The sequence below is a fragment of the Promicromonospora sukumoe 327MFSha3.1 genome (assembly GCF_000385135.1).
Lineage (GTDB): Bacteria > Actinomycetota > Actinomycetes > Actinomycetales > Cellulomonadaceae > Promicromonospora > Promicromonospora sukumoe_B.
In genome coordinates this window covers 1-22,816 of sequence record NZ_ARQM01000013.1, presented here as the reverse complement: position 1 = coordinate 22,816, position 22,816 = coordinate 1, and the positions used below count along the sequence as shown (strand labels likewise).

The window sequence follows — 22,816 nt, the reverse complement described above, 5'->3', positions numbered from 1 at the left end:
GTGCTCGGCCGTGGGGTGTTAGCCGATGATTTTCCGGTGAAAGTGCCATTGCTTGGGAATCAGCGTTCCGTAAGCCGCCAAGCGCAGGGGAGAAGGGCGCCCGTGCGGACGCCCTTGGACGCAGCCAGGGTACGCCGGTCGGGTAGGTGGCCGCTCCACCGGTGGTGAAGCCGTCAGGCCGGGGTGCCCCGCTTCTGCTCGATGTGGGCGACGAGCCCGTCGAGGATGCGCGCCAGGCCGAACTCCATCTCCCGGGCGGGGTCCGTGGCGGCCTGGTACGCCTCGCCCGCGGCCGCGCCCACGCGCCCGGCGAGCGGGTACTCGCGCCCGGCCATGACGACGCCGAGCTCGTCGGCGTTCGCGGCCCACCAGTCGGCCTGGGTCATCCCCGACGAGCGCTCCTCGGCGCGGATCCGCTCCTGCGCCTGCGCCACGCTGCTGGCGAAGCCGATGAGGAGGGCCACCGTCTGGTCCATCTCGATGTCGTCGAGCCCGACGCCCTCGATCGCGGAGAGCTGCCACTCGTAGAGGTCTGACGCACCGGGGCCGACCCACGCGCGCAGGCCCGAGACCTCGAGCAGCCAGGGGTGCTGCTGGCATGCCTCGTAGTGGACGCGGGCGACGAGCGCCATCCGGTCGCGCACGCCGTCGGGCATCGCGGGCAGCTTCCGGCGGCCGAGCGCCCGGTCCACCATCAGCGCGACGAGCTCGTCCCGGCCGGGCACGTACGTGTACAGGCTCATCGCGCCGAGGCCGAGCTCGGAGGCGAGCAGCCGCATCGACAGGCCGGGCAGGCCGTCGCGGTCGGCGATCCGGATCCCCGCGTCGACGACGTCGTCGACGCTCAGCCGCTGCTTGCGCCCGCGCCGGGGCGCGGACGCCGCGCCGTCGTCGTAGCGCCACAGGAGGCGGAGGACTGGGTCCGGGTGGTCCGACATGGGTCCACCGTAACTTTCTCGTACGCCGTACGGAATGGATGCTACGCTGGGCGAGCCGTTAGTCGTACGCCGTACGGAAAAGGAGACATCGTGTCCGTCCCACCCCTGGTCGCCCGTGGACTGCGCAAGCGGTACGGCGACACCCACGCCCTGGACGGGTTCGACCTCGAGATCGAACCCGGGGCCGTGCACGCGCTGCTCGGACCCAACGGGGCCGGCAAGAGCACCGCCGTCAACACCTTCGCCACCCTCACCCGTTGCGAGGAGGGGGAGGTCCGCGTCGCCGGCCGCGACGTGCGCCGCGAGCCCGCGGCGGTCCGCGCGTCCGTCGGGCTGGTCGGCCAGCACGCCGCGCTCGACGAGATCCTGTTCGGCCGCGAGAACCTCGTGATGTTCGGCCGCCTCTACGGCCTGTCGAAGTCCGCCGCGGCCGAGCGGGCGGACGAGCTGCTCGGCACCTTCGGCCTGCGGGATGCCGCCGACCGCAAGGTGTCCACGTACTCCGGCGGCATGCGCCGCCGGCTCGACATCGCCGCCGGGCTCATCCGCCGCCCGGCCCTGCTGTTCCTCGACGAGCCCACCACGGGGCTGGACCCCCGGGCGCGCAACGAGGTCTGGCAGACGGTGCGGCAGATCGTGGACGCCGGCACCACCGTGCTGCTCACCACCCAGTACCTCGACGAGGCGGACCAGCTCGCCGACCGGATCACCGTGATGGACGCCGGCCGCGTGGTCGCCGAGGGTTCGGCGCAGCAGCTCAAGCGCCGCCTCGGCGGCGACCGGGTGCTGGTGACTGCGCCCGCGCACGCGGACCTGGACCGGCTCGCCGCCGTGCTCGGCGGCCGGGCCGACGCCGAGCTGCGGCAGGTCACGGTCGAGGCCGGGCAGGACGGCGGGGCGGCGACGCTGACCGCCGTCGTCCGGGCGCTGGACGCCGCCGGCCTGGAGGTCGACGACCTGCTGTTGCGCCGCCCGACCCTGGACGAGGTGTTCCTGCACCTCACGGCCAAGGACGGCGCCGGAGCCGGTGCTCCCGGAACCGACGCACCCGGAACGGCCGCCCCGGCCGACGACACCGAAGGAGCCCTCCGATGAACGCCGTCGCCGCCACCCTGCGCCAGAGCTGGGTGATCACGCTGCGCGACCTCAAGCACTGGCAGCGCGAGCCGTGGACCCCCGTCTTCGGGATCGCGTTCTCGGTCATGCTGGTGCTGGTCTTCGGCTACCTCCTGGGCGGCGCGATCAGCCTGCCCGGCGGCGGGGACTACCTCGCGTACCTGATGCCGGGGATCTTCGCGCTCTCCATGATGTTCGGCATCGAGGCCACGATGAGCGCCATCGCGAACGACTCGAAGAAGGGCGTCACCGACCGGTTCCGCTCGCTGCCCATCAGCGGTGCCGCCGTCCCGCTCGGCCGGGCCGGCGCCGACCTGATGAACTCCGCGGCCGAGCTCGCGGTGCTCATGGTGGGCGGCCTGCTCATCGGGTGGAGCGCGTCCGGCAGCGTGGCCGCCACCGTGCTCGGCGTCGTGCTGCTGCTCTGGCTGCGGTTCGCGATGCTGGTGCTCGGGGTGTTCCTCGGGCTCGCGTTCCGTGGCGAGGGCGGGGTGACGGCGGTCCAGGTGCTGGTGTGGCCCCTCGGGTTCCTGTCCAACGTGCTGGTCGCGCCCGAGTCCATGCCCGGGTGGCTCGCGTTCCTCGCGCAGTGGAACCCGATCAGCGCGACGGCGGCCGCCTGCCGCGAGCTGTTCGGCAACCCGACCGGGATCACCGGGGGAGTGCTGGCCGACCACGCCCTGCTGCTCGCGGTGCTGTGGCCCGCCGTCCTGACCGTGGTGTTCCTGCCGCTGACGGCGCGGGCCTACCGGCGGCTGTCCCGCTGACTCCGTTGTCGGGAGCCTGAGCCTGCGGTTCCGCTCCGGGCGGGTGCCTCGTTCCTCGGCCCCCACCCTGCGCTGCACCTCCGGCTCAGGCTCCGTTGTCGGGAGCCTGAGCCTGCGGTTCCGCTCCGGGCGGGTGCCTCGTTCCTCGGCCCCCACCCTGCGCTGCACCTCCGGCTCAGGCTCTCCTGGACCGGCTCCGGAACGACGACGGCGTCTCGCCCGTCAGTCGCGCGAACGTGCGCGTGAACGACGGCTGGTCGTAGAACCCCGCGGCGGTGGCGACGTCGGCCAGCGGCACCGTGCTGGAGGTGAGCAGGTGCGCCGCCCGGTCGACCCGCAGCCGCAGCACGAGCTGCCGCGGCGAGAGGCCGAACACCCGGCGCACCCGCCGGTCCAGCGACGCGGGCGCCGACCCGGCCAGCGCGGCGAGGTCCGCCACGGACGGCACCTCGCCGCGCTCCAGCAGGTCCTCGATCTGCCCGCGCAGCCGGGCCATGGCCTGGATGGTCGCGTCGTCGGCATCGCCGGAGCGCAGGTCCTGCGACACGGACACCAGCCCCACGTACGCGCCCGACTCGTCGTGCAGGGGGAGCTTGGAGGTGAGGAACCAGCCCGGCGCGCCGCCCACGTGCCGGATCAGCTCCAGCTCGCCGCGGAGCGGCTTGTCGGTGGTGCGGACCAGCTCGTCCTGGCTCTCGTAGCGCTCGGCGAGCTCGGGGACGAACAGGTCGACGGCGCGCTTGCCGATCACGTCCCGGCGCGACCGCTCCCGCGTACGCCCGACGAACACCTGGTTCACCAGCACGTACCGGCCGTCGGCGTCCTTGGCGCAGAACATGACGCCGGACAGCTCGTCCATCAGCGCGACCATGGCGGGGTGCAGGGCGGCCAGCAGGGCCCGCGCCTCGGGCCGAGCGGCGCCGTTCGGCGGGGTGCTCATCGGGTCCCGATGCTACGCGGCGGCGACGGCCGTCCGCGCAGGCTCTTGGCCGAAACCGGTGCGGATCGTGAGTGATCCTGCCAATACACACGAGCGTCGCCGGGTGCACCCTGGTGTCATGAAGACCTCTGCCCGGCGCGGTAGCGCCGACACCGCCGACGTCCCGACCGGGGGCGCAGGCGCACCGGACAGCGCGACGCCGCAGGCTCCGACCGAGCCCCCCGCGAAGCCCGCCGCCGACACCCTCGTCGAGGACGCCGTAGCCCTCGCCCGGACCTGGATCGGCGCCGCCACCGGAGCCGACGCCGCCGCCGGAGCCACCGGCTCGAAGACCGACAAGGCCGTCGCCCGCGCCTCCGCTGCGCTCGGCGCCCTCGTCTCCGACCCCGCGGGCCTGGAGCTCGCCGTCGGCTTCGTCGACGACGTCGCCCGCCCGCAGGACGTCCACGTCGCCGCCAAGGCCCTCGCGCGCCTCGGCAAGAAGGCCGGCAGCGCCACGTTCCTCAGCGCGAGCGACCGCGCCCTGTTCCGGGCCGGCGCCCTCACGGCCCCGGTGCTCCCGGGCATCGTGGTCCCGGCCGCCCGCGCCCGCCTGCGCCAGCTCGTGGGCCACCTCGTGGCCGACGCCGGCAACGGCCTCACCGCGCACCTCGCCCGCACCCGGGCCGAGGGCTACACCCTCAACGTGAACCTCCTGGGCGAGGCCGTGCTCGGCAAGGACGAGGCCGCCGGCCGCCTGGCCCGCACCATCGCGCTCGTGGAGCGCTCCGACGTCGACTACGTGTCGATCAAGGTCTCCAGCGTCGCGGCGCAGCTCGTCACCTGGGACCTCGACGGCTCCCGCGACCGCGTCGTCGAGCAGCTCCTGCCGCTGTACCGCTCCGCGCGCGACCACGGCGTCTTTCTCAACCTCGACATGGAGGAGTACCGCGACCTGGCCCTGACCACCGCGGTGTTCACCGACATCCTGGGCCGCGACGAGTTCCGCGACCTCGAGGCCGGCATCGTGCTGCAGGCCTACCTGCCCGACGCCCTCGGCGCGCTCGACGGCCTCACCGAGTTCGCGGCCAAGCGCGTCGCCGACGGCGGGGCGCGCATCAAGGTGCGCATCGTCAAGGGCGCCAACCTCGCGATGGAGCACGTCGAGGCCGCCCTGCACGACTGGGCGCAGGCGCCGTACGCCACCAAGCCCGACGTCGACGCCAACTACGTGCGCATGCTGGACCACGCCCTGCGCCCCGAGCGCGCGCACGCCGTCCGCATCGGCGCCGCGTCGCACAACCTGTTCCACGTGGCGCTCGCGATCCTGCTGGGCCGCGCCCGCGGCGTCTCCGAGGCGCTCGACATCGAGATGCTCCAGGGCATGGCGCCCACCGAGGCCGCCGCCGTCCGCGACGAGGTCGCCAAGGACGACGGGCACGTCGTGCTCTACACCCCCGTCGTGCGCGACGAGGACTTCGACGTCGCCATCTCCTACCTGGTGCGCCGCCTGGAGGAGAACGCGACGGAGCAGAACTTCCTGCACGCGGCGTTCGCGCCGGCGCGGGTCGGCAGTGGCTCCGCCATGGACCGGCAGGAGGCCGCCTTCCGCGCCTCCGTCGAGCTGGGCGTGCACTACGCGGCCGACGACGTCGCCCCGCGCCGTCGTCCGCGCACCGCGCCCGAGCCCGTGACCGGGCCGTTCCACAACGCCGCGGACACCGACCCCGCCGTCGCCGCGAACCGCGCCTGGGCCCAGGTGGTCACGTCCGCGCGCTCGGGCTACGTCCCGGCGCTCGCCGAGCCGCTGGCGACGTCCGCCCAGGTGGACGACGTCGTGGCGCTCGCCCGCCGCGCCGGCGCGGCCTGGGCCAAGGTCGCCCCGGCGGACCGCGGCCGGGTGCTGCGCTCCGCCGCCCAGCACCTGGAGGCCGCGCGCGCCGACCTGGTCGCCGCCATGGTGCACGAGGCCGGCAAGACCGTCGCCGAGGCCGACCCCGAGGTCAGCGAGGCCGTCGACTTCGCCGCCTACTACGCGCAGGCGGCCGAGGCCCTCGACCCGACGTCGGAGGCATGGCCGGGCGCCCGGTACACGCCGGACGGCGTCACCCTGGTCACCCCGCCGTGGAACTTCCCCGTCGCCATCCCGATCGGTGGCGTGCTCGCGGGTCTGGCGTCCGGCTCGTCCGTGATCGCCAAGCCCGCGCCGCCCACGCCGCGCTGCCTGGAGATCGCCGTCGAGGCCGTGCACGCCGCCCTCGACGAGGTCGCTCCCGAGATCGGCCTGGACCCGGCGCTCGCCCGCGACGTCGCGCAGTTCGTCCGCGTGCCGGACGGCGACCTGGGCCGTCGCCTCGTGACGCACGACGGCGTGTCCCGCGTGATCCTGACGGGCGCGATCGAGACCGCCGAGATGTTCGCGTCCTGGCGCCCCGACCTGCCCGTGCTCGCGGAGACGTCGGGCAAGAACGCGATCGTCGTGACGCCGTCGGCCGACCTGGACCTGGCCGTCGCCGACGTCGTGCGCTCGGCGTTCGGGCACGCGGGGCAGAAGTGCTCCGCGGCGTCGCTCGTGATCCTCGTCGGCTCGGTGGGCGACCCGCGCACCGTGACCGGCGAGCGGTTCCGCCGGCAGCTCGTCGACGCCGTGTCGTCGCTCGCTGTCGGCCCCGCGACCGACCTGGCCACCGTGATGGGGCCGCTCACCGAGCCCGCGCAGGGCAAGCTGCTGCGCGCCCTGACCACGCTGGAGCAGGGCGAGAGCTGGCTCGTGCGGCCGCGCCGTCTCGACGCGGTGGCGCAGGAGGCGGGTCTCGGCAAGGGCCGCCTGTGGACCCCGGGCGTGCGCGACGGCGTCCGGCCCGGCTCGTTCTTCCACCTCACCGAGGCATTCGGGCCCGTGCTGGGCATCATGACCGCCCGCACCCTGGACGAGGCGCTCGCCCTGCAGAACGCGGTGTCGTTCGGCCTCACCGGCGGCATCCACTCGCTCGACGACGCCGAGGTGGAGCACTGGCTCGACCGAGTCGAGGTCGGCAACGCCTACGTGAACCGGCACATCACCGGCGCGATCGTGCAGCGCCAGTCGTTCGGCGGCTGGAAGGCCTCCGTGGTGGGTTCCGGCGCCAAGGCCGGCGGCCCCAACTACGTGGCGCAGCTCGGCCGCTGGGCCGACGCGCCCGACGTGCCGTCGCGCACCGAGGACCCGGCGGGCTGGCTCGCGTGGGCCCGCGCCGACGACGCCCGCGCCTGGCTCACCGAGTTCTCGCAGGCGCACGACCCGTCGGGGCTCGGCGTCGAGGCGAACGTGTTCCGGTACCGGCCCGTCCCGGGCATCACGGTGCGGGTCGGCGCGGGCGCGCCGGACGCCGAGGTGCAGCGCGTGCTGGCCGCGGCCGCGCGGGCCGAGGTCGCCGCGACCGTCGTCGGGCAGGAGGTCTCGGACGAGGCGTTCGCCGAGTCCGTCGCCGACGGCGTGGTGACCGGCCGGATCCGCGTGATCGGCGAGGCCCCCGGGCTGCGCGACGCCGCCGCGAGCCGGCTGGGCTCGGTGACGGTGCTGGACGGGCCGGTGCTGGCGAGCGGGCGGCGCGAGCTGCTGACGATGCTGCGCGAGCAGGCGGTCAGCCGCACGATGCACCGCTACGGCCACCTCCGCACGGCCTGACGCATCGCCGGCCCCGCTGGTCGAGCTTGTCGAGACCTGACCAGGTCTCGACAAGCTCGACCAGCGGTTTGGCCTGACCAAGTCTCGACAAGCTCGACCAGCGGCCGGAGGCTCGTCCAGCGGTCGGGTCAGGCCGACTCACCCTCGACCAGGCGCGGGGCGAAGACCCGGCGCTCGTCGCGGACCGGCCGGCCCGCGACCAGGTCCACGAGCATGCTCGTGGCGGCGCCGACCATCTGCACCACCGGGTTGTGCACGGTCGTCAGCCGGGGCGACGTCGTCTCGGCGATCCCGAGGTCGTCGAACCCCACCACGGAGACGTCGCCGGGCACGGACCGGCCGCGCTCGGCGAGCACGCGCAGCGTGGCCTCGGCCATGAGGTCCGACGCCGCGAAGATCCCGTCCAGGTCGGGGTGCTGGTCCAGCAGCCGCGCGGCCGCCACCAGCGCCCCCGCGACGGTGAAGTCGCCCTCGACCATCGCGTCGTCGGGCAGGCCGGCGTCACGCAGGGCGTCGCGCCAGCCCGTCATCCGGTCCACGCCGGCGGGCATGTCGAGCGGGCCGGTGATGGTGCCGATGCGCCGCCGGCCGCGGTCGATCATCCGCTGGGTGGCGATGCGGCCGCCCGTCACGTTGTCGACGTCCACGTAGCGCAGGCCGCGCGAGAAGTACGGGTCGGGCTCGAACAGCCTGCCGACGAACACGGCCGGCAGCGCCGCCGGCCCGAGCTCCGTCTCGAGCTGGTCGCCCTTGTGGTGGGAGGCGACGATCACGCCGTCCACGTGGCCGCTGCGCAGGTAGCGGCCCACCCGCCCCCGCTGCTCGCCCGGGCGGGCGAGCAGCAGGACGAGCTGGAGGTCCGTCCCGGCCAGACCCTCGCTGACACCCGCGAGGGTGCCGGAGAGGAACGGGTCGGTCAGTATGCGCTGGTCCGGCTCGGGCACCACGAGAGCGATCGAGTCGGTCCGCCGGGTCACCAGGGACCGGGCGGCACGGTTCGGTGCGTACCCGAGGCTGGCGACGGCGTCGTCCACCGCCGCCTGTGCCTCGGGCGAGACGCGCAGGCCGCCGTTGATGGCGCGCGACGCGGTCGACCGGGACACCCCGGCCGCCTGTGCCACGTCATCGAGGGTGGGTGGGCCTGAGGTCGTCACGCCGTGCGAACCGCCTTGTCTCCGCCGTCTGCGTCGGTCGGGTACGGCTCGGGCGTGAGCGATCGCTCCGGAACAGCGTTGGCCCGTGCGACCCGACCGTACCAGCGGCCGGACGCCTTGACGGTGCGTTCCTGCGTTTCGTAGTCGACGCGCACGAGACCGAAGCGCTTTCCGTAGCCCCAGGCCCACTCGTAGTTGTCGAGCAGCGACCAGCCGAAGTAGCCGCGCACGTCGGCACCCTCGTCGATCGCGTCCTTGACGGCGCGCAGGTGCACGTCGACGAACTCCAGGCGCTGCTGGTCGTCCACGAACCCGTCCGCGTCCGCGACGTCCTCGTAGGCGCTGCCGTTCTCGGTCACGTACAGGGCGATACCGCGCGGCCCCGTGTAGTCCTCCTGCAGGCGCAGCAGCAGGCGGGTCAGCCCCTCGGGCTGCACCTCCCAGTTCTGGTCCGTGACGGGCAGCCCACGCGGGTGCGTGTACGCGCCGTCCCCACCCGGGAACGGGGACGACGACGGCCGGGTCACCGGTGCCCCGCCCTCCAGCGGGTGCTCCGCGGGGACCGCCGCCACGGCGTTGCCGTGGTAGTAGTTCACGCCGAGCGAGTCGATCGGCGTCGAGATGATCTCGAGGTCGCCCTCCTGGATGTGCTGCTCCAGGCCGTACTCGCGCACGTCCTCCAGCACGTCCAGCGGGTACGCGCCCCGCAGGATCGGGTCGGCGAAGATGCGGGTGAACCCGCCGTCGAGCCGGCGCGCGGCGTCGACGTCGGCGGGGTCGTCCGGGTTCAGCGGGTCCTCGACCTCGAAGTTGAGCGTGATGCCCAGGTTCGCGTCCGGCGCGCGCTCGCGCAGCGCCTGCACGGCCAGGCCGTGGGCGAGCATGAGGTGGTGCGCGGCGGCCAGCCCGTCCTCGCGGGACTGCCGGCCCGGTGCGTGCTGGCCGCCCGTGTAGCCGAGGAACGCGGCGCACCACGGCTCGTTGAGCGTGGTCCACACGTCGACGCGGTCGCCGATCGCCTCGTGCATGGTAACGGCGTAGTCGCGGAACCGGTAGGCGGTGTCGCGGTTCACCCAGCCGTTCGACTCGGCCTCGATGGCCTGCGGCAGGTCCCAGTGGTAGAGCGTGAGCCAGGGCAGGATGCCCGCGCCCAGCAGCTCGTCCACGAGCCGGTCGTAGTAGGCCAGGCCGGCCGGGTTGACCTCGCGCCCGCCGGGGACCACGCGGGACCACGACGTCGAGAACCGGTAGGCCTTGATGCCGAGGTCCTTCATGAGCGCGACGTCGGCGGGGTAGCGATGGTACTGGTCGCAGGCGACCTCGCCGTCCTCCTGGTTCAGGACGGCGCCCGGAACCTTCGCGAACACGTCCCACACGGAGTCCTCGCGGCCGTCCTCGTGGGCGGCGCCCTCCACCTGGTAGGCGGCGGTGGCCGCGCCCCAGAGGAAGCCGTCCGGGAACGCGACGTCCCCGGTGGCGTTGGCCGACGTCGCCGTGCGCGGCGCGGTCGGCGTGTACGGCAGCGCGATGCCCTGGGCGGGGACGCGTACGGCCGAGGGGTCGGTCTTGAAGCTCTGCGTGAGCTCGCGGGTCATCCGGGTCATCCCTTCACGGCTCCCTGCATGATGCCTGCGACGAGCTGCTTGCCGACGAAGGCGAAGATCACCAGCAGCGGCAGCGTCACGAGGAACACACCGCCCATGACCAACGAGTAGTCCACGAAGTAGTTCGACTGAAGCGACTTTACGACGAGCGGCAGCGTCGGGTTGCTCGAGTTGAGCACGATCGACGGCCAGAAGAAGTTGGTCCACTGCTGGACGAACGTGAACAGGCCGAGCATGGCTGCCGCAGGGCGTGCCGCGGGCAGCGCGATGCTCCAGAACGTACGGATCATCGAGGCGCCGTCCACGCGGGCGGCCTCGATCAGCTCGTACGGCAGCGACTCGGACAGGTACTGCGTCATCCAGAACACGCCGAAGGCGGTGACCAGGGCCGGAACGATGACGGCCTGGAGCTTTCCGATCCAGTCGAGGTCCGACATGAGGATGTACATCGGGATGACGCCGAGCTGGGTGGGCACCGCCATCGTGGCGATGACGAACACGAGCAGCGGGCCGCGGCCGCGGAAGCGCAGCTTCGCGAACGAGTAGCCGGCGAGCGTCGAGAACAGCACCACGGCGGCCGAGACGACGACCGAGATGATCAGCGAGTTGGCCAGGGCCTTCCAGAAGTTGATCTGGGTCGACTCGATGACGGTCTGGAACTGCGTGAACAGCGACATGTCGGGGAGCCACTGCGGCACGGGGTTGCGCGAGATCTCGACCGGGTCGGACGAGCCGAGCAGCAGCGTGTAGTACAGCGGGAAGACCGAGATCAGCAGCACGACGCCGAGGGCGGCGTAGACGATCCAGCCGGCGCGGCGGGTGGCGCTGCCGGCGGCCTTGCGGTCCCGCCGGCGGGCGGCGGCGCGGGCCGCGCCCTCGCCGGCGGTCTGGGCGGTGACGGCGACGGAGCTCATGCGTTCCCCCTGGTGATGCTCTTGCGCTTCGGCTTCTTCGCCGCGCCCGACGTCGAGATCTGGCGCGTGATCAGGAAGTTCACGAAGCCGATCAGGACGATCAGCAGGAACAGCATCCAGGCCACGGCCGAGGCCCGGCCGAGGCTGTGCTGGTTGCCCCACGCGACGTCGTACAGGTACAGGACGGTGGTCATCCAGTTGCGGTCCGGCCCGCCGAGGCCGGTCGCGTCGAACATGCGCACCTCGTCGAAGATCTGCAGGCCACCGATGGTCGACGTGATGACCACGAAGATGATCGTGGCGCGGATCTGCGGCACGGTGATGGAGAAGAACTGGCGCACGCGGCCGGCGCCATCGATCACGGCAGCCTCGTACAGCTCGCGCGGCACGGCCTGCATGGCCGCGAGGAAGATCAGCGCGTTGTAGCCGACCCACCGGTAGTTGACGATGCTCGCGATGGCGACGTGGCTGGCGAGCCGGTCGCCGTGCCACGCGATCGGGTCCATGCCGATGATGCCGAGCATCGAGTTGATCAGGCCGTACTGGTCGGCGAAGAGGCGGCCGAAGATCATCGACACGGCCACGGGGGCGACCACGTAGGGGATCAGCACCCCCATGCGCCAGAACGTCGCCGAGCGCAGGTTCTGGTCCAGCAGTGCCGCGATGGTGATCGCGATGATCACCTGGGGCACGGAGGACAGCACGAAGATCGACAGCGTGTTGCCGAGCGACTTCCAGAACGTGGGCTGAGCCAGCACGTCCGAGAAGTTCTGCAGGCCCACGAACTCGCCCTGGCCGCCCAGCAGGCTCCAGTCGTGCACCGACACGTAGGCGGTGTACGCGAGGGGGAACAGGCCGGTCACCGCGAAGAGGATGAAGAACGGCGAGATGTAGAGGTACGGGGAGAGCTTCACGTCCCAGCGGCCGAGCCGCTGGGAGAAGCCGAGTCTGCGCGACTCGCGCTCTGGTGCACCGGACCCCGGTGCTGGTCGTTGTGGTGTCAGGACTGCCATGTCATGTTCCGCCGCGTCATCGTCGGGTGAGGGTCACTGTCGGTGCTTCGCCGCGCCCGGATCGGAGGCGACGGCAAGCGGTGGTCGAGCTTGCCGAGAACACAGGTCTCGGCACGCTCGACCACCGGGTCACATCAGCCCCGTGGGGCTCAGGTGCGGCTCAGGGCGTCAGCCGAGGGCCGCGGCCTTCTCGACGGCCTCGTTCCAGGACTCCTCGGCGTCCTGGGACTTGGTGATGTCGACGCGGTTCAGCGCGTTCGTGACCTCGTCACGGATGGCGAAGTAGTGGGCACCCTTGTACGGGGCACCCTCGATGGCCTGGGCGCGGGTGGAGAAGATCTGGCCCACCGGGGCGTCGTTGAAGAACTCGTTGGTGAAGCCCTGGACGGCCTCGGACTCCTGCGCCTCGATCTGCGACGGGAAGGTACCCGACGTCTCGAACGCCTTGGTCTGCTGCTCCGGGGCGGTCAGCCACGCGGCGAGCTCCTTGGCGGCCTCGGTGTTCGCGCCCGAGGCGGGGACGGTCAGGAACGAGCCGCCCCAGTTACCGCCGCCACCGGGGAAGACGTCGGCGACGTCCCAGCCCTCGATGCCACCGGAGTTCTGCTCGATCGGGCCGGTCATCCAGGCCGGGCAGAGCATGGTCGCGAAGGCGTCGTTCTGGAAGCCGGCGACCCAGTCGTCGCCCCACTGCTCGAGGCCGGCCGACAGGTCGTCGTCCACCGAGCCGACGATCTCGTCGTAGATCGCCTTGACCTCGGCGTTGTCGCCCAGGTCCTTGGCCTCGCCCGTCTCGGGGTCCTCGAAGGCGGCGGGCAGCTGGTTGATCATGCCCTGGAAGGTGCCCGCGGAGCTGTCGTACCAGGCGGCGTCCGACTCCTTGACGAAGTCGCGGCCCGCGGCGAAGTAGTCCTCCCACGTCGCGCTGTCGCCACCGAGCAGCTCGGCGACCTCCTCGCGATCGGTCGGCAGGCCGGCCTTCTCGAACAGGTCGGCGCGGTAGCAGATGGCCTCGGGGCCGATGTCGGTGCCGTAACCGATGACCTTGCCCTCGGGCGTGGTGGCCTGCTGGACCTTCCAGTCCACCCAGCGACCGTCGAGCTCCGGGTCGGCCAGGTCGGTGAACAGGTCGGGGTACTGCGACAGCTCGGGGAGCCAGTCGACCTCGATGGCCTCGATGTCGGCCAGGCCCTCGCCGCCGGCGGCGAGCTTGGTGGTCATGTTGCTGCGCGCGTCGTCGGTCGTGGCGGCCTTGACGTGCTCCACCTTCACGTTCGGGTGCTCCTTGGTGTACTCGGCGAGCATCTCGTCCGTGTAACCGAAGTCGTTGAACGTCGCGACCTTCAGCGTGATCGGGCCGTCCTCCTCGGCGGATCCTTCGTCGGATCCACCGCCGCACGCCGTGAGCGCGAGGGCGAAGACGGCGGCACCGGCGGTCGCCTGGAGGGTACGGGCGGCGACGCGCCTCGTGGGTCGGGTACTGCTCAGCACTGGGGACTCCCTTGTCGTGCGGTCTGGGTACTGCGGGGATCTTGCGGGTCGCGGTCGAGTGCCGGACGGGCACGTCAGCGGACCGAGGTTGGGAGCGCTCCCACATCTGGGGTGTGGGAGCGCTACCACGCGACCTGATCGTCGCGGTCGCCGCCCCGCCGTGTCAAGGCGGGTAGCGGGCGAACCGTGGTCGGGTCACTCCTTGATGCGGAATGCTCCGACCGTCTGCACTGCCTGGTTCCACGCGATCTCGGGGCTGTTCGTCCCGGCGTCGACGGCGGCCAGCGCGTTGTTGACCTCGTCGCGGATCGCGAAGTAGTACCGGCCCTTGTGCGGCGCACCGTCGATGGACTGGGCCCGCGCGGTGAAGATCTTGCCCACCGGGGCGTTGTTGAAGAACGGGTTCACGTAGCTCTGCACGGCGTCGGAGTCCTGCGCCTCGAGCTGCGACGGGAACGCACCAGCGGTCGTGAACGCCTCCGTCTGCTGCTCCGGCGCGGTGAGCCACGCGGCCAGCTCCTTGGCCTCGTCGGTGTGCAGGCCGGCCGAGGGCACGGTCAGGAACGAACCGCCCCAGTTACCGCCGCCACCAGGGAAGACGTTGGCCACGTCCCAGCCGGTCACACCCTGCGAGTAGGACTCGATCGGGCCCATCATCCAGCCGGGGCAGAGCATCGTGGCGAACGCGTTCTCCTGGAACCCGGCCGTCCACTCGGGCGTCCACTGCTCCAGGCCGGCCGAGAGGCCGTCACTGATGCCGCCGGTGATCTGGTCGTAGATCGCCCGGACCTCGTTGTTGATCGCCAGGTCGGTCGGCTTCTGCGTGGCCGGGTCCTCGAAGGCGGCGGGCAGCTGGTTGACCATGCCCTGGAACATGCCCGTCGTGCCGTCGAACCACGCGGCGTCGGACTGTGCCGTGAACTGGCGGCCCACCTCGAAGTAGCGCTCCCACGTTGCATCCTTGCCGCCGAGGAGCTCGGCGACGGAGTCGCGGTCGGACGGCAGGCCGGCCTCCTCGAACAGGTCGGCGCGGTAGCAGATTGCCTCGGGGCCGATGTCGGTCCCGTAGCCCAGCACCTTGCCGTCCGTGGTCGTGGCCTGGGCCACCTTCCAGTTCACCCAGCGCTTGTTGACCTCGGGGTCGCTCAGGTCCTCGAACAGCTGCGAGTGCTCCATGAGCTCCGGCAGCCAGTCGACCTCGGCGGCGACCACGTCGGCGAGGTCCGAGCCGTCACCCGTGGTGAACGCCTTGAGCATCTGCAGGCGGGCCTCGTCCGAGGTGGGCGCCACGACGTGCTCGATCGTGACGTTCGGGTGCTCCTCGGTGTACCGGGCGAGCAGCTCTTCGGTGTACCCGAAGTCGTTGAACGTGGACACGGTGAGGGTGATCGGAGCGTCGTCGTCGCCGTCGGAGCCCGTGGACTCCCCGCCCAGGAGCGAGCCGCACGCGGTGAGCGGCAGGACGAAGACCGCGAGCGTGGCGGCGGCCGCGCGGCGGGTGGCGACGGTCCGGCTTCGGACCGGTCCGTGTTTGGTGGGCACTGGTACTCCTCGTGGTCGGTGCGCGTGTCGACGCGTGAAAGCGATATCAGAGCACAAACTCGTCCACGTCCGACACGAATGTTCGCTCAGGTTCTAGCACCTCGCCGCCCGAAAACGAACAAGATGGAACGAACGTAAAGTACCAATTGCGAAACGATGTCTGAAATGCCGTGCTCGTGCGTCGAAGGGATAAGAACTCGTCAGGAACCGGCAGGTACCGCGCGTTCCGGTGCGGTGACCAGCGGAGTCCTGGCAGGGGACGCCCGGAGGGGCGCCCGGTGCGGGACGGCTCAGGCCGTCCCCGTGCGCTTGCCGGCGAGCCAGTCGCGCCCCGCCTCGGCCTCGGTCTCGAGGGTGGTGCGGACGGCGCTGACCGCCGCCTCCTCGATCACGGTGCCGAACAGCGGAACCGTAGCGCGGACGTCGCCCGCGTAGGTGAGCCGCGTGCCGCCGTCGGGCAGCGCCGTCAGGGCCGCGGTGGCCGTGACCCGGACGGGTGCGCCCAGGATCTCGACCGCCACCGTGCCGGTGCGGCGGCCGTCGGCGGCCGCCTCCCACGCCTCGGCCTGACGGATCTCCAGGTGCGCGCCCACGAACGGGCGGGCCTGGACGGGGATGATGTCGGTGGGCAGGGTGCGGCGCACCACCACGGTGAAGCCGCCCGCCGCGGTCCCCGTCACGTCGGCCTGCTCGACGACGCCGTTCACCGAACCGGTGGAGCGCTGGGCGCGCCAGCGGACGAACGACTCGTCGGCGAGCATCGCGGAGACGTCGTCGATGTCTGCGGGGAACGTCAGGTCCACTGTCAGGTGCACGGGCTCTCCTCCTCGCGCCGACGGGGCATGCCGGTGAGGGAACTCTAACCGACGCGTTGTGCCCCACCGATCCGGAAGGGGCGCCCGGTCCCCGGTGTGCCACGCCTCACCGGGCCGCGGCGCGGTTCCGACATAGGCTTGGCGCGTGTCCGCCATGAGTGACCTGATCCTTGAGCACGCCGACCTCGAGCCGGCCGACGTGGAGTGGCTGCATCTCCTGGTCGGTGACTGGCAGGTGGTCTCGGACCTCGCGTTCGCCGACCTCGTGCTGTGGCTGCCGACCGACGACGGGCGGTTCGTCGCGATCGCGCAGTGTCGGCCCTCGACGGGCGCGACGGTGCACTACGACGACGTCGTCGGCTCGTTCGCGCCCGAGGGGCAGCGCCCGCAGCTGGCCAAGGCGATGGCCGAGGCGAAGGCGCAGCGCGCTCGGGAGCCCCGCTGGTTCGGGGCGTACGCCGTCCGCGAGGAGGCGATCCCGGTGGTACACAAGGACACCGCGGTCGCCGTGATCGCGCGGCAGACCAACCTCGGGTCCGGGCGGACGCCGTCGCGCCTGGAGCTGAACTACGTCGAGGCGGCCGACGACCTCGTCGCGATGATCCCGCGGGGCGAGTTCCCCCTGCCGAACGCCGCGACCGGCTCGCGCCGGGGCGCGCCCCGCGTGGGCGACGGCCTGATCCGGCTCAACTCCGAGGGCGAGGTGCTGTACGCGAGCCCGAACGCGCTGTCGTGCTTCCACCGGCTCGGTGTGATCGGCCCGCTCGTGGGGCAGTCGCTCGTCGAGGTGACGGCGGACATGGTGGAGCAGCTCCAGCCCGTGGACGAGTCGCTGCCGCTCGTGGTGATGGGGCGTGCCCCCTGGCGCACCGACATCGAGGCGCACGGGGTGTCCCTGTCGCTGCGCGCGATGCCGCTGACCGACCGCGGGCAGCGCATCGGCGCCGTGCTGCTGTGCCGCGACGTGTCCGAGCTGCGCCGGCGCGAGCGCGAGCTGATCACCAAGGACGCGACGATCCGCGAGATCCACCACCGCGTGAAGAACAACCTGCAGACCGTGGCCGCGCTGCTGAGGCTGCAGGCCCGGCGCATGGACGTGCCGGCGGCCAAGGAGGCGCTGGAGGAGGCCATGCGGCGCGTGTCCACGATCGCGCTGGTGCACGAGAGCCTCTCGCAGACGCTCGACGAGCAGGTCGAGCTCGACGACATGGTGGGCCGGGCGCTGCGCCTCACCGCCGACGTAGCCTCGGCCGACACGTCGGTCCGCACCGTGCGCACCGGCTCGTTCGGCATGGTGCCCGCCCAGGACGCGACACCGCTCGCCCTGGTGCTCACGGAGCTGGTCACCAACGCGGTGGAGCACGGGTTCGTGGGCCGCGCCTCGGGCACGGTCGAGATCGTCGTCGAGCGCGAGAACTCCGACCTGCGGGTGGTCGTCGCGGACGACGGCGTGGGGCTGCCCGAGAACGGCGGCGCCGGCGGGCGCGGGCCCGGCAGCGGCCTGGGCACGCAGATCGTGCGCACGCTGGTCACCAACGAGCTCGGCGGGACCATCGAGTGGTCCGCCCGCGAGGGCGGCGGCACCGAGGTGGTGCTGCAGCTCGTGCTGCGCGTGGCGGAGCCCGCCCGCGCCTGAACCCGCCCCTACGTGTCAGACGTACAGGGCACCCAGGTGATCTGTACGTCTGACACGCAGGGAAAAGCCGCGAGCCACGCCTGGGCGGAGGGGGAGTGCTCAGGCGCGGCTCGCGAAGAACTGCTGTGCTGGGTGGTGCTGTGCCGTCGGGTCAGCCGGCGCGGCGAGCGCGCGCGGTGCGGCGCTTGAGCGCACGGCGCTCGTCCTCGCTCATGCCGCCCCAGACGCCGGCATCCTGGCCGGACTCGATTGCCCACTTGAGGCAGGTGTCGACTACGTCGCAGCGACGGCACACGGCCTTGGCCTCCTCGATCTGCAACAGGGCGGGGCCCGTGTTGCCGATGGGGAAGAACAGCTCGGGGTCCTCTTCGAGGCATGCTGCGCGGTGGCGCCAGTCCATGGTCACGTACTCCTTGGAAGGAACTTCCCACCGTCCGGCTCGCCACTAGGGAGCATCGTCGTCGTGCGTCTGGGGCGCGCAGGTCTGGTTGTGGATCGTTTTCCGATCCCTGAGCGCTAGGCGGCGACCGACGGGGGTGTGTTCGGGGGTGTGTGGGATTGCTGCATCTAGGTTCACACGCTCGTGAACGCTCGCACAAGGGGTTACGGCGAAGTTTCTCAGCCATGAACCCTGAGGTATCCGTCACACTATTGTGAATACCCGTCGCACCAGTATCCTAGTTCGTCGTGCCCGTACTGGAAGCCTTTTTCGCGCCTCGTGTCCCGGCGTTTCTTCGTGCCCTCGTGATCGGCGTCCTGGTCGAAGTGATCGGCCTCGTTGCATTCGCCGTGGTGTTACTTGGCGAACTCCTTACGGGCGGTTCCATGTCGGTAGGAGTGAGCCTCTTTCTGGTTCTCTTCCTCCTGGGTGTGGCCTGGGTTCTCGTTGTGTGCTGTCGGGCACTTCTCGCAGGTCGCCGATCTGGTCGCGGACCTATCGTGACCTGGCAGCTCTTCCAGATCATCGGATCGATCGCGGCGATCGGCAGCGGCGGCGGCCCCGCCGTCGCGGGTGGCTGGGCCGCCCTCGTCATCGCGGTGGCCGTGGGCGTCCTGCTCATGACGCCGTCCGTGGTAGAGGCGACGTCGGGGACGCGCTCGGAGGACTGAGCGCGCGCGGCCTGCGCGGCGTGTGCGGCCGGTGCGGCGGGCCGAGCTCCGGTTCCAGGACCTGGCACAGCACCGGGTCCCCGCGGTCGCACCACGCCGCTCGGCCCGGCGGCCCGCCCGCACCCGCGAGCAGCGCGGGCGCCCCGAGCATGACGTCGGCCGCGCGGTCGGTGCCCAGCAGCACCAGGCGCGGCCCGATGCGCGCGGCCAGGCCACCGACCGACGGGCCGTCCGCCGTGACGGCGAGCACGACCCCCGAGCGCAGCGCGGCGAGCGGGAGAGCGCCGCGGACGTCCTCGACGCCGTCGACCAGGACGAGCGTGCCGGGGTGGTCGGGGCGGGTCGCCCCGGTGCCGGCGGACAGCAGGGCGTCGAGGGTCCCGGCGTCGTCCGGGTAGCTCGTCCCTGCGTAGCCCGGGTGGTGCCGCAGCGGGGCCAGCGCGGCGTCGTCCCGGGTGATGCCGTGCACGGTCCAGCCCTGGCGCAGGGCGGCCAGGGCGAGGGTGACCAGCGCGGTGGTCCGGCCCGAGCGGGCCCGGCCCAGGATCGCGAGGTGACCGGCCGCCGGGTGCCAGGCGACCGTGGTGCGGCGCTGGGCGTCGGGGTCGTCGCCCAGCGCGAGCACCAGGCCGCCCCGGTCCCGGCGGGTGGCCGGCGGCAGGTCGGCGGACCCGGCCGACCGGGGGAGCGGGGGCAGCCACGGCGGCGGGCCGGGGCGCAGGTCCAGGGACTCCGCGGCTCCGCCGACGGCGTCGACCACGAGGGTCGCGACGTCCGGGCCGAGCGCCGAATCCGACACCAGACCTGGCTCCGGCGAATGCTCGTGCTGTGCTGCCGGGGCGCGGCGGACCAGCGGCAGGCGGGCCTCGGGCGACGCCGTGGCGTGCGCGCACTGGAACACCACGGGCGGCGCGGTCCCGAGCCGCAGCACGGCACGCCCCGGCGTCCTGGCCGGGATCCGCGCGGCGGCCGCGTCGTCGACGACGTCGCGCGACTCCAGGGGTTCCGTGACCCGGAGCGCGATGCGCGCGCTGACGTTCGCGCGCAGGTCGGGGCCGACGGCGCCGCCCGGCCGCTGCGTGGCGAGCACCAGGTGCACCCCGAGCGACCGGCCCTGCGCCGCGATCCGGAGCAGGCCCGGCAGGAACGCGGGCAGGTCGTCCGCCAGCGCGCGGAACTCGTCGATCACCACGACCAGCCGGGGCAGCACGCCGGGAGCGAGGGCGACGACGTCCGCCACGCCGTGCGCGGCCAGGACCCGCTCCCGACGGCGCAGCTCCGCACGCAGGCCGGTGAGCGCGCGGGCAGCCAGGCCGGGTTCGAGGTCGGTCACCCGGCCGACCACGTGCGGCAGCCGGCCGCACACGCCGAGGCTCGCGCCGCCCTTGAAGTCGACCAGCACCAGCGCGAGCTCGGCGGGCGACCGGGCCAGGGCGAGCCCGAGCACGAGCGTCTGCAGCAGCTCCGACTTGCCCGACCCGGTGGTGCCCGCGACGAGCAGGTGCGGCCCGTCGCGGACCAGGTCCAGCAGCACCGGTGCGCCGTCCGCATCGAGGCCGAGCGGCACGGCCCAGCCGCCGGCACCCGCCCGCCCCTTGGCGTCCGGCCGCTGGTCGGTGCCCGTCCGGCGGTCGGCACGCGCCCGCCCGGCGGCGTCTGCTCGGTGGTCCGCGGCCGCCCAGCGCATGGCGACCTGACGCGGCCCGGGCACCTCGTCGACGCCGTGCGCCCTGGTCAGGGACACGGCGACCGGCAGGCGGGAGTCGTCGGGGCGCGGGGCCGGTCCGTCGGGGTGGCCGGTCGTGTCCGCGGTGCGGGTACTCCCGAGCGCGCCGGCCGTGCGGCCGAGCCAGGCGGCGCCGGCGAGCAGCCGGGCCAGCCGTTCCGCCCAGCCGGCACTGACGCCGACGAGCGGCACGGCGCGCGTGGCCCCGTCCGGCCCGGTGATCCGGACCCGGCGCGCGTTCAGGACCTGCACCACGGCGCGACAGCCGGGCAGGACGACGCCGACGGACACGACGGCGCTCGGCGCGGCGTCGGACGCCGGTGCTCCGGTGACCGCGCCCGCGCCGCGGGACGCCACGGGTCCCGCGGGCGCCGGCCCGAAGGGCGCGGGGGACCCGTCGACCACCAGCACCCGCGGTCCGCCCTCGGGGAGCCAGCGGAGCCAGGACCAGCCCGCGGACCAGGCCGCTGACTGACCGTCGTCGGCGAGCCGCACCGAGGCCCCGCGCACGGCGAGGCCCGCGACGAGCGCGCGGGCGACCGAGCGGGCCAGGTCCGCGGGGCCGAGCACGGCGACGGCGCCGTCGTGCAGCAGGGCCGCCAGCGGATCGTCCGGCGCGGACGGAAGGCCGGGTCCCGCGACAGGGCCCGCGCCGACGGACCTCGCGGCGCGGGCCCGGGCGGCGGCCCCGGCGTCCCGCGCCGCCGCCCACGCGGCCGGGGAGACGTGGAGCGCCGCGTGCGCGAATGCCAGGAGCCGAGCCGGACCGGGCAGCGCCCGCGCCCCGTTCCGCACCGTGCCCGTACCCGCCCCACGCTGCCGGGCGGCGCGCAGCTGCGGGGCTGCCACAACCAGGCTGACCAGCGCGAACATTGCCAGGACGGGCTGACGCAGCACAGCCGCGAGAATCAGTGACGCGACGGCGGGCAGGAGGACGAGCGGCCAGGACAGGCCGTTCGCCGCGGCCTCCGGAGGCGGCGCGAGCCAGGCCGCCGGTCCCCGCGACCGGCGGATCGCGAGACGTCCCCCACCCCGTAGGCGAACCCAGCGACGGAGCGCGGCCCACGGCCCACGGGTGCCGACCACCGTGCCGGCGTCGGGCCCGGTCGCCCGCACCACCAGCCACGGCGCGTCGAGCCCGCCCCGACGATCAGCGCCGCCGACCCCGCCCGGCCCCGCCTCCACCTCCGGTGCCGGCCCCACTCCCAGCACCACACCCGGCGAAACCCCCACCCCCAGCACCGCCCCGGGCAGCAGCGGCCGCTCGCCGACCACCTGCTCGTCCGCCACCCGCACCCCGTCGGCCGTGAGCGTCGCCCACCGCAGCTCCGGGCGGCGCAGCAGCGCGGCGAGGGGCACGCGCACGTCGCCGAGGCGCACCCCTGGCCGCACGAGCACGTCCTCGCCCGGGTGCAGGGTCATGCGTACGGCGCCGTCGGACGACGAGGTAGCGGTCATGCCCCCAGCCTCCCCGCAGTGCGCTCATGGTCAGGGCTCTGACCAGGGTTTCTGTGCACAAACCCTGTTTCCACAGGCCGTTCGTCGCGCTCTCTGGGGCACAACCCCTGGGGGACTGCCCCTACCCGGGGCTGACGAGACGTACGACCGGGGGATGACACGGCCAGGGAAGGATCAGGCCGACGCCCGATGTTCACCCGGCCCCCGGCTCCGTAGGTTCGATGACGCCGGCCGAACCGGGGTCCATACCCGGGAAGGCCGGACCACTTCCGGGCCGTGCACGGAGCACTCCGTGCCACGTCACCCGGTGCGGGCCGCCGCCGGCGACCCGCCCGCAGCACCCCGCAGCGTCATCGACCGAGGAGAATCTCGTGGACACCACCGTGTACGTCCCGGCGGGCCGGCCGGCCCCGGCGTCAGGCCGCCCCCACGCCGTACGGGCCCGCAACCTGACCAAGACGTACGGCAAGGGCGAGGCGATCGTGCGCGCTCTGGACGGCGTGGACGTGGACTTCGAGCAGGGCCGGTTCACCGCGATCATGGGCCCGTCGGGGTCGGGTAAGTCGACGCTGATGCACCTGCTGGCCGGGCTGGACTCGGCCACGGGTGGGCAGGCGTTCCTCGGGGAGACCGAGATCACCGGGCTGAGCGACAAGGCGCTGACGAAGCTGCGGCGGGACCGGATCGGGTTCGTGTTCCAGCAGTTCAACCTGTTGCCGATGTTCACCGCGGAGCAGAACATCACGCTGCCGGTCGAGCTGGCCGGCGCGACCACGGACCGGGCGTGGCTGGACACGCTGGTCGAGACCCTGGGGTTGTCGGGTCGGTTGACGCACCGTCCGGGTGAGCTCTCCGGTGGTCAGCAGCAGCGGGTCGCGATCGCGCGTGCGCTGATCGCGCAGCCGGACGTCGTGTTCGCGGACGAGCCGACGGGCAACCTGGACTC

The 22,816-nt window shown here is 73.0% G+C and carries 17 protein-coding genes; 6 read left to right on the top strand and 11 right to left on the bottom strand.

The features are described from left to right. Positions 1-173: 173 nt before the first annotated feature. Positions 174-938: a TetR/AcrR family transcriptional regulator gene (locus tag H291_RS0120990; protein WP_020016995.1), complete on the bottom strand. Its 765-nt coding sequence runs from the start codon at positions 936-938 to the stop codon at positions 174-176. 90 nt (positions 939-1,028) lie between these two features. Here H291_RS0120990 and H291_RS0120985 point away from each other — a divergent pair, with 90 nt between their 5' ends. Then, complete coding sequence (locus H291_RS0120985) at positions 1,029-2,033, top strand: daunorubicin resistance protein DrrA family ABC transporter ATP-binding protein (RefSeq protein WP_020016994.1); 1,005 nt, start codon at positions 1,029-1,031, stop codon at positions 2,031-2,033. Beyond that, positions 2,030-2,821, top strand: a complete 792-nt coding sequence (locus tag H291_RS0120980) for an ABC transporter permease (protein ID WP_020016993.1) — start codon at positions 2,030-2,032, stop codon at positions 2,819-2,821. The genes H291_RS0120985 and H291_RS0120980 overlap by 4 nt, the downstream gene beginning before the upstream one ends. Positions 2,822-2,996: 175 nt before the next feature. Here H291_RS0120980 and H291_RS0120975 read toward each other — a convergent pair whose 3' ends face one another. Next, positions 2,997-3,761, bottom strand: coding sequence for an AraC family transcriptional regulator (locus H291_RS0120975; RefSeq protein WP_020016992.1), 765 nt, complete (start codon positions 3,759-3,761; stop codon positions 2,997-2,999). Between the two features lie 118 nt (positions 3,762-3,879). Here H291_RS0120975 and H291_RS0120970 point away from each other — a divergent pair, with 118 nt between their 5' ends. Further along, on the top strand, positions 3,880-7,407 hold the full coding sequence (locus H291_RS0120970; protein ID WP_020016991.1) for a bifunctional proline dehydrogenase/L-glutamate gamma-semialdehyde dehydrogenase: 3,528 nt from the start codon (positions 3,880-3,882) through the stop codon (positions 7,405-7,407). A gap of 128 nt (positions 7,408-7,535) precedes the next feature. Here H291_RS0120970 and H291_RS0120965 read toward each other — a convergent pair whose 3' ends face one another. The 7 genes from H291_RS0120965 to H291_RS0120935 form a co-directional block, all read right to left on the bottom strand. Beyond that, the gene (locus H291_RS0120965; protein ID WP_020016990.1) at positions 7,536-8,528 is read right to left on the bottom strand and encodes a LacI family DNA-binding transcriptional regulator; all 993 of its coding nucleotides are present in this window, start codon (positions 8,526-8,528) and stop codon (positions 7,536-7,538) included. 29 nt (positions 8,529-8,557) lie between these two features. Further along, complete coding sequence (locus H291_RS0120960) at positions 8,558-10,156, bottom strand: GH1 family beta-glucosidase (RefSeq protein ID WP_020016989.1); 1,599 nt, start codon at positions 10,154-10,156, stop codon at positions 8,558-8,560. Between the two features lie 5 nt (positions 10,157-10,161). Beyond that, positions 10,162-11,079, bottom strand: coding sequence for a carbohydrate ABC transporter permease (locus tag H291_RS0120955; protein ID WP_020016988.1), 918 nt, complete (start codon positions 11,077-11,079; stop codon positions 10,162-10,164). Further along, positions 11,076-12,092: a carbohydrate ABC transporter permease gene (locus tag H291_RS0120950; protein ID WP_026365971.1), complete on the bottom strand. Its 1,017-nt coding sequence runs from the start codon at positions 12,090-12,092 to the stop codon at positions 11,076-11,078. The genes H291_RS0120955 and H291_RS0120950 overlap by 4 nt, the downstream gene beginning before the upstream one ends. 168 nt (positions 12,093-12,260) lie before the next feature. Beyond that, positions 12,261-13,583, bottom strand: coding sequence for an ABC transporter substrate-binding protein (locus H291_RS0120945; protein WP_020016986.1), 1,323 nt, complete (start codon positions 13,581-13,583; stop codon positions 12,261-12,263). A 195-nt stretch (positions 13,584-13,778) separates the two neighbouring features. Next, the gene (locus H291_RS0120940) at positions 13,779-15,125 is read right to left on the bottom strand and encodes an ABC transporter substrate-binding protein (RefSeq protein ID WP_020016985.1); all 1,347 of its coding nucleotides are present in this window, start codon (positions 15,123-15,125) and stop codon (positions 13,779-13,781) included. A 290-nt stretch (positions 15,126-15,415) separates the two neighbouring features. Beyond that, positions 15,416-15,940: a DUF2505 domain-containing protein gene (locus H291_RS0120935; RefSeq protein WP_020016984.1), complete on the bottom strand. Its 525-nt coding sequence runs from the start codon at positions 15,938-15,940 to the stop codon at positions 15,416-15,418. Positions 15,941-16,094: 154 nt separating this feature from the next. On the opposite strand from H291_RS0120935, the gene H291_RS0120930 reads away from it, so the two are divergent. After that, positions 16,095-17,576, top strand: coding sequence for a sensor histidine kinase (locus tag H291_RS0120930; RefSeq protein ID WP_020016983.1), 1,482 nt, complete (start codon positions 16,095-16,097; stop codon positions 17,574-17,576). A 151-nt stretch (positions 17,577-17,727) separates the two neighbouring features. On the opposite strand, the gene H291_RS0120925 is transcribed toward H291_RS0120930, so the two are convergent. After that, a complete protein-coding gene (locus H291_RS0120925; protein ID WP_026365970.1) occupies positions 17,728-17,976 on the bottom strand; it encodes a WhiB family transcriptional regulator in 249 nt (82 codons plus the stop codon). 287 nt (positions 17,977-18,263) lie between these two features. On the opposite strand from H291_RS0120925, the gene H291_RS34635 reads away from it, so the two are divergent. Beyond that, complete coding sequence (locus H291_RS34635; protein WP_157237231.1) at positions 18,264-18,686, top strand: hypothetical protein; 423 nt, start codon at positions 18,264-18,266, stop codon at positions 18,684-18,686. Here H291_RS34635 and H291_RS32805 read toward each other — a convergent pair. Continuing rightward, on the bottom strand, positions 18,634-21,870 hold the full coding sequence (locus H291_RS32805; RefSeq protein WP_020016980.1) for an FtsK/SpoIIIE domain-containing protein: 3,237 nt from the start codon (positions 21,868-21,870) through the stop codon (positions 18,634-18,636). The two genes, H291_RS34635 and H291_RS32805, sit on opposite strands and share 53 nt — an antisense overlap. A 371-nt stretch (positions 21,871-22,241) precedes the next feature. Between H291_RS32805 and H291_RS31020 the strand changes: the two genes are divergently transcribed. Further along, positions 22,242-22,816 (top strand): ABC transporter ATP-binding protein (locus H291_RS31020; RefSeq protein WP_020016979.1); only part of this gene is annotated, 575 nt, incomplete at its 3' end.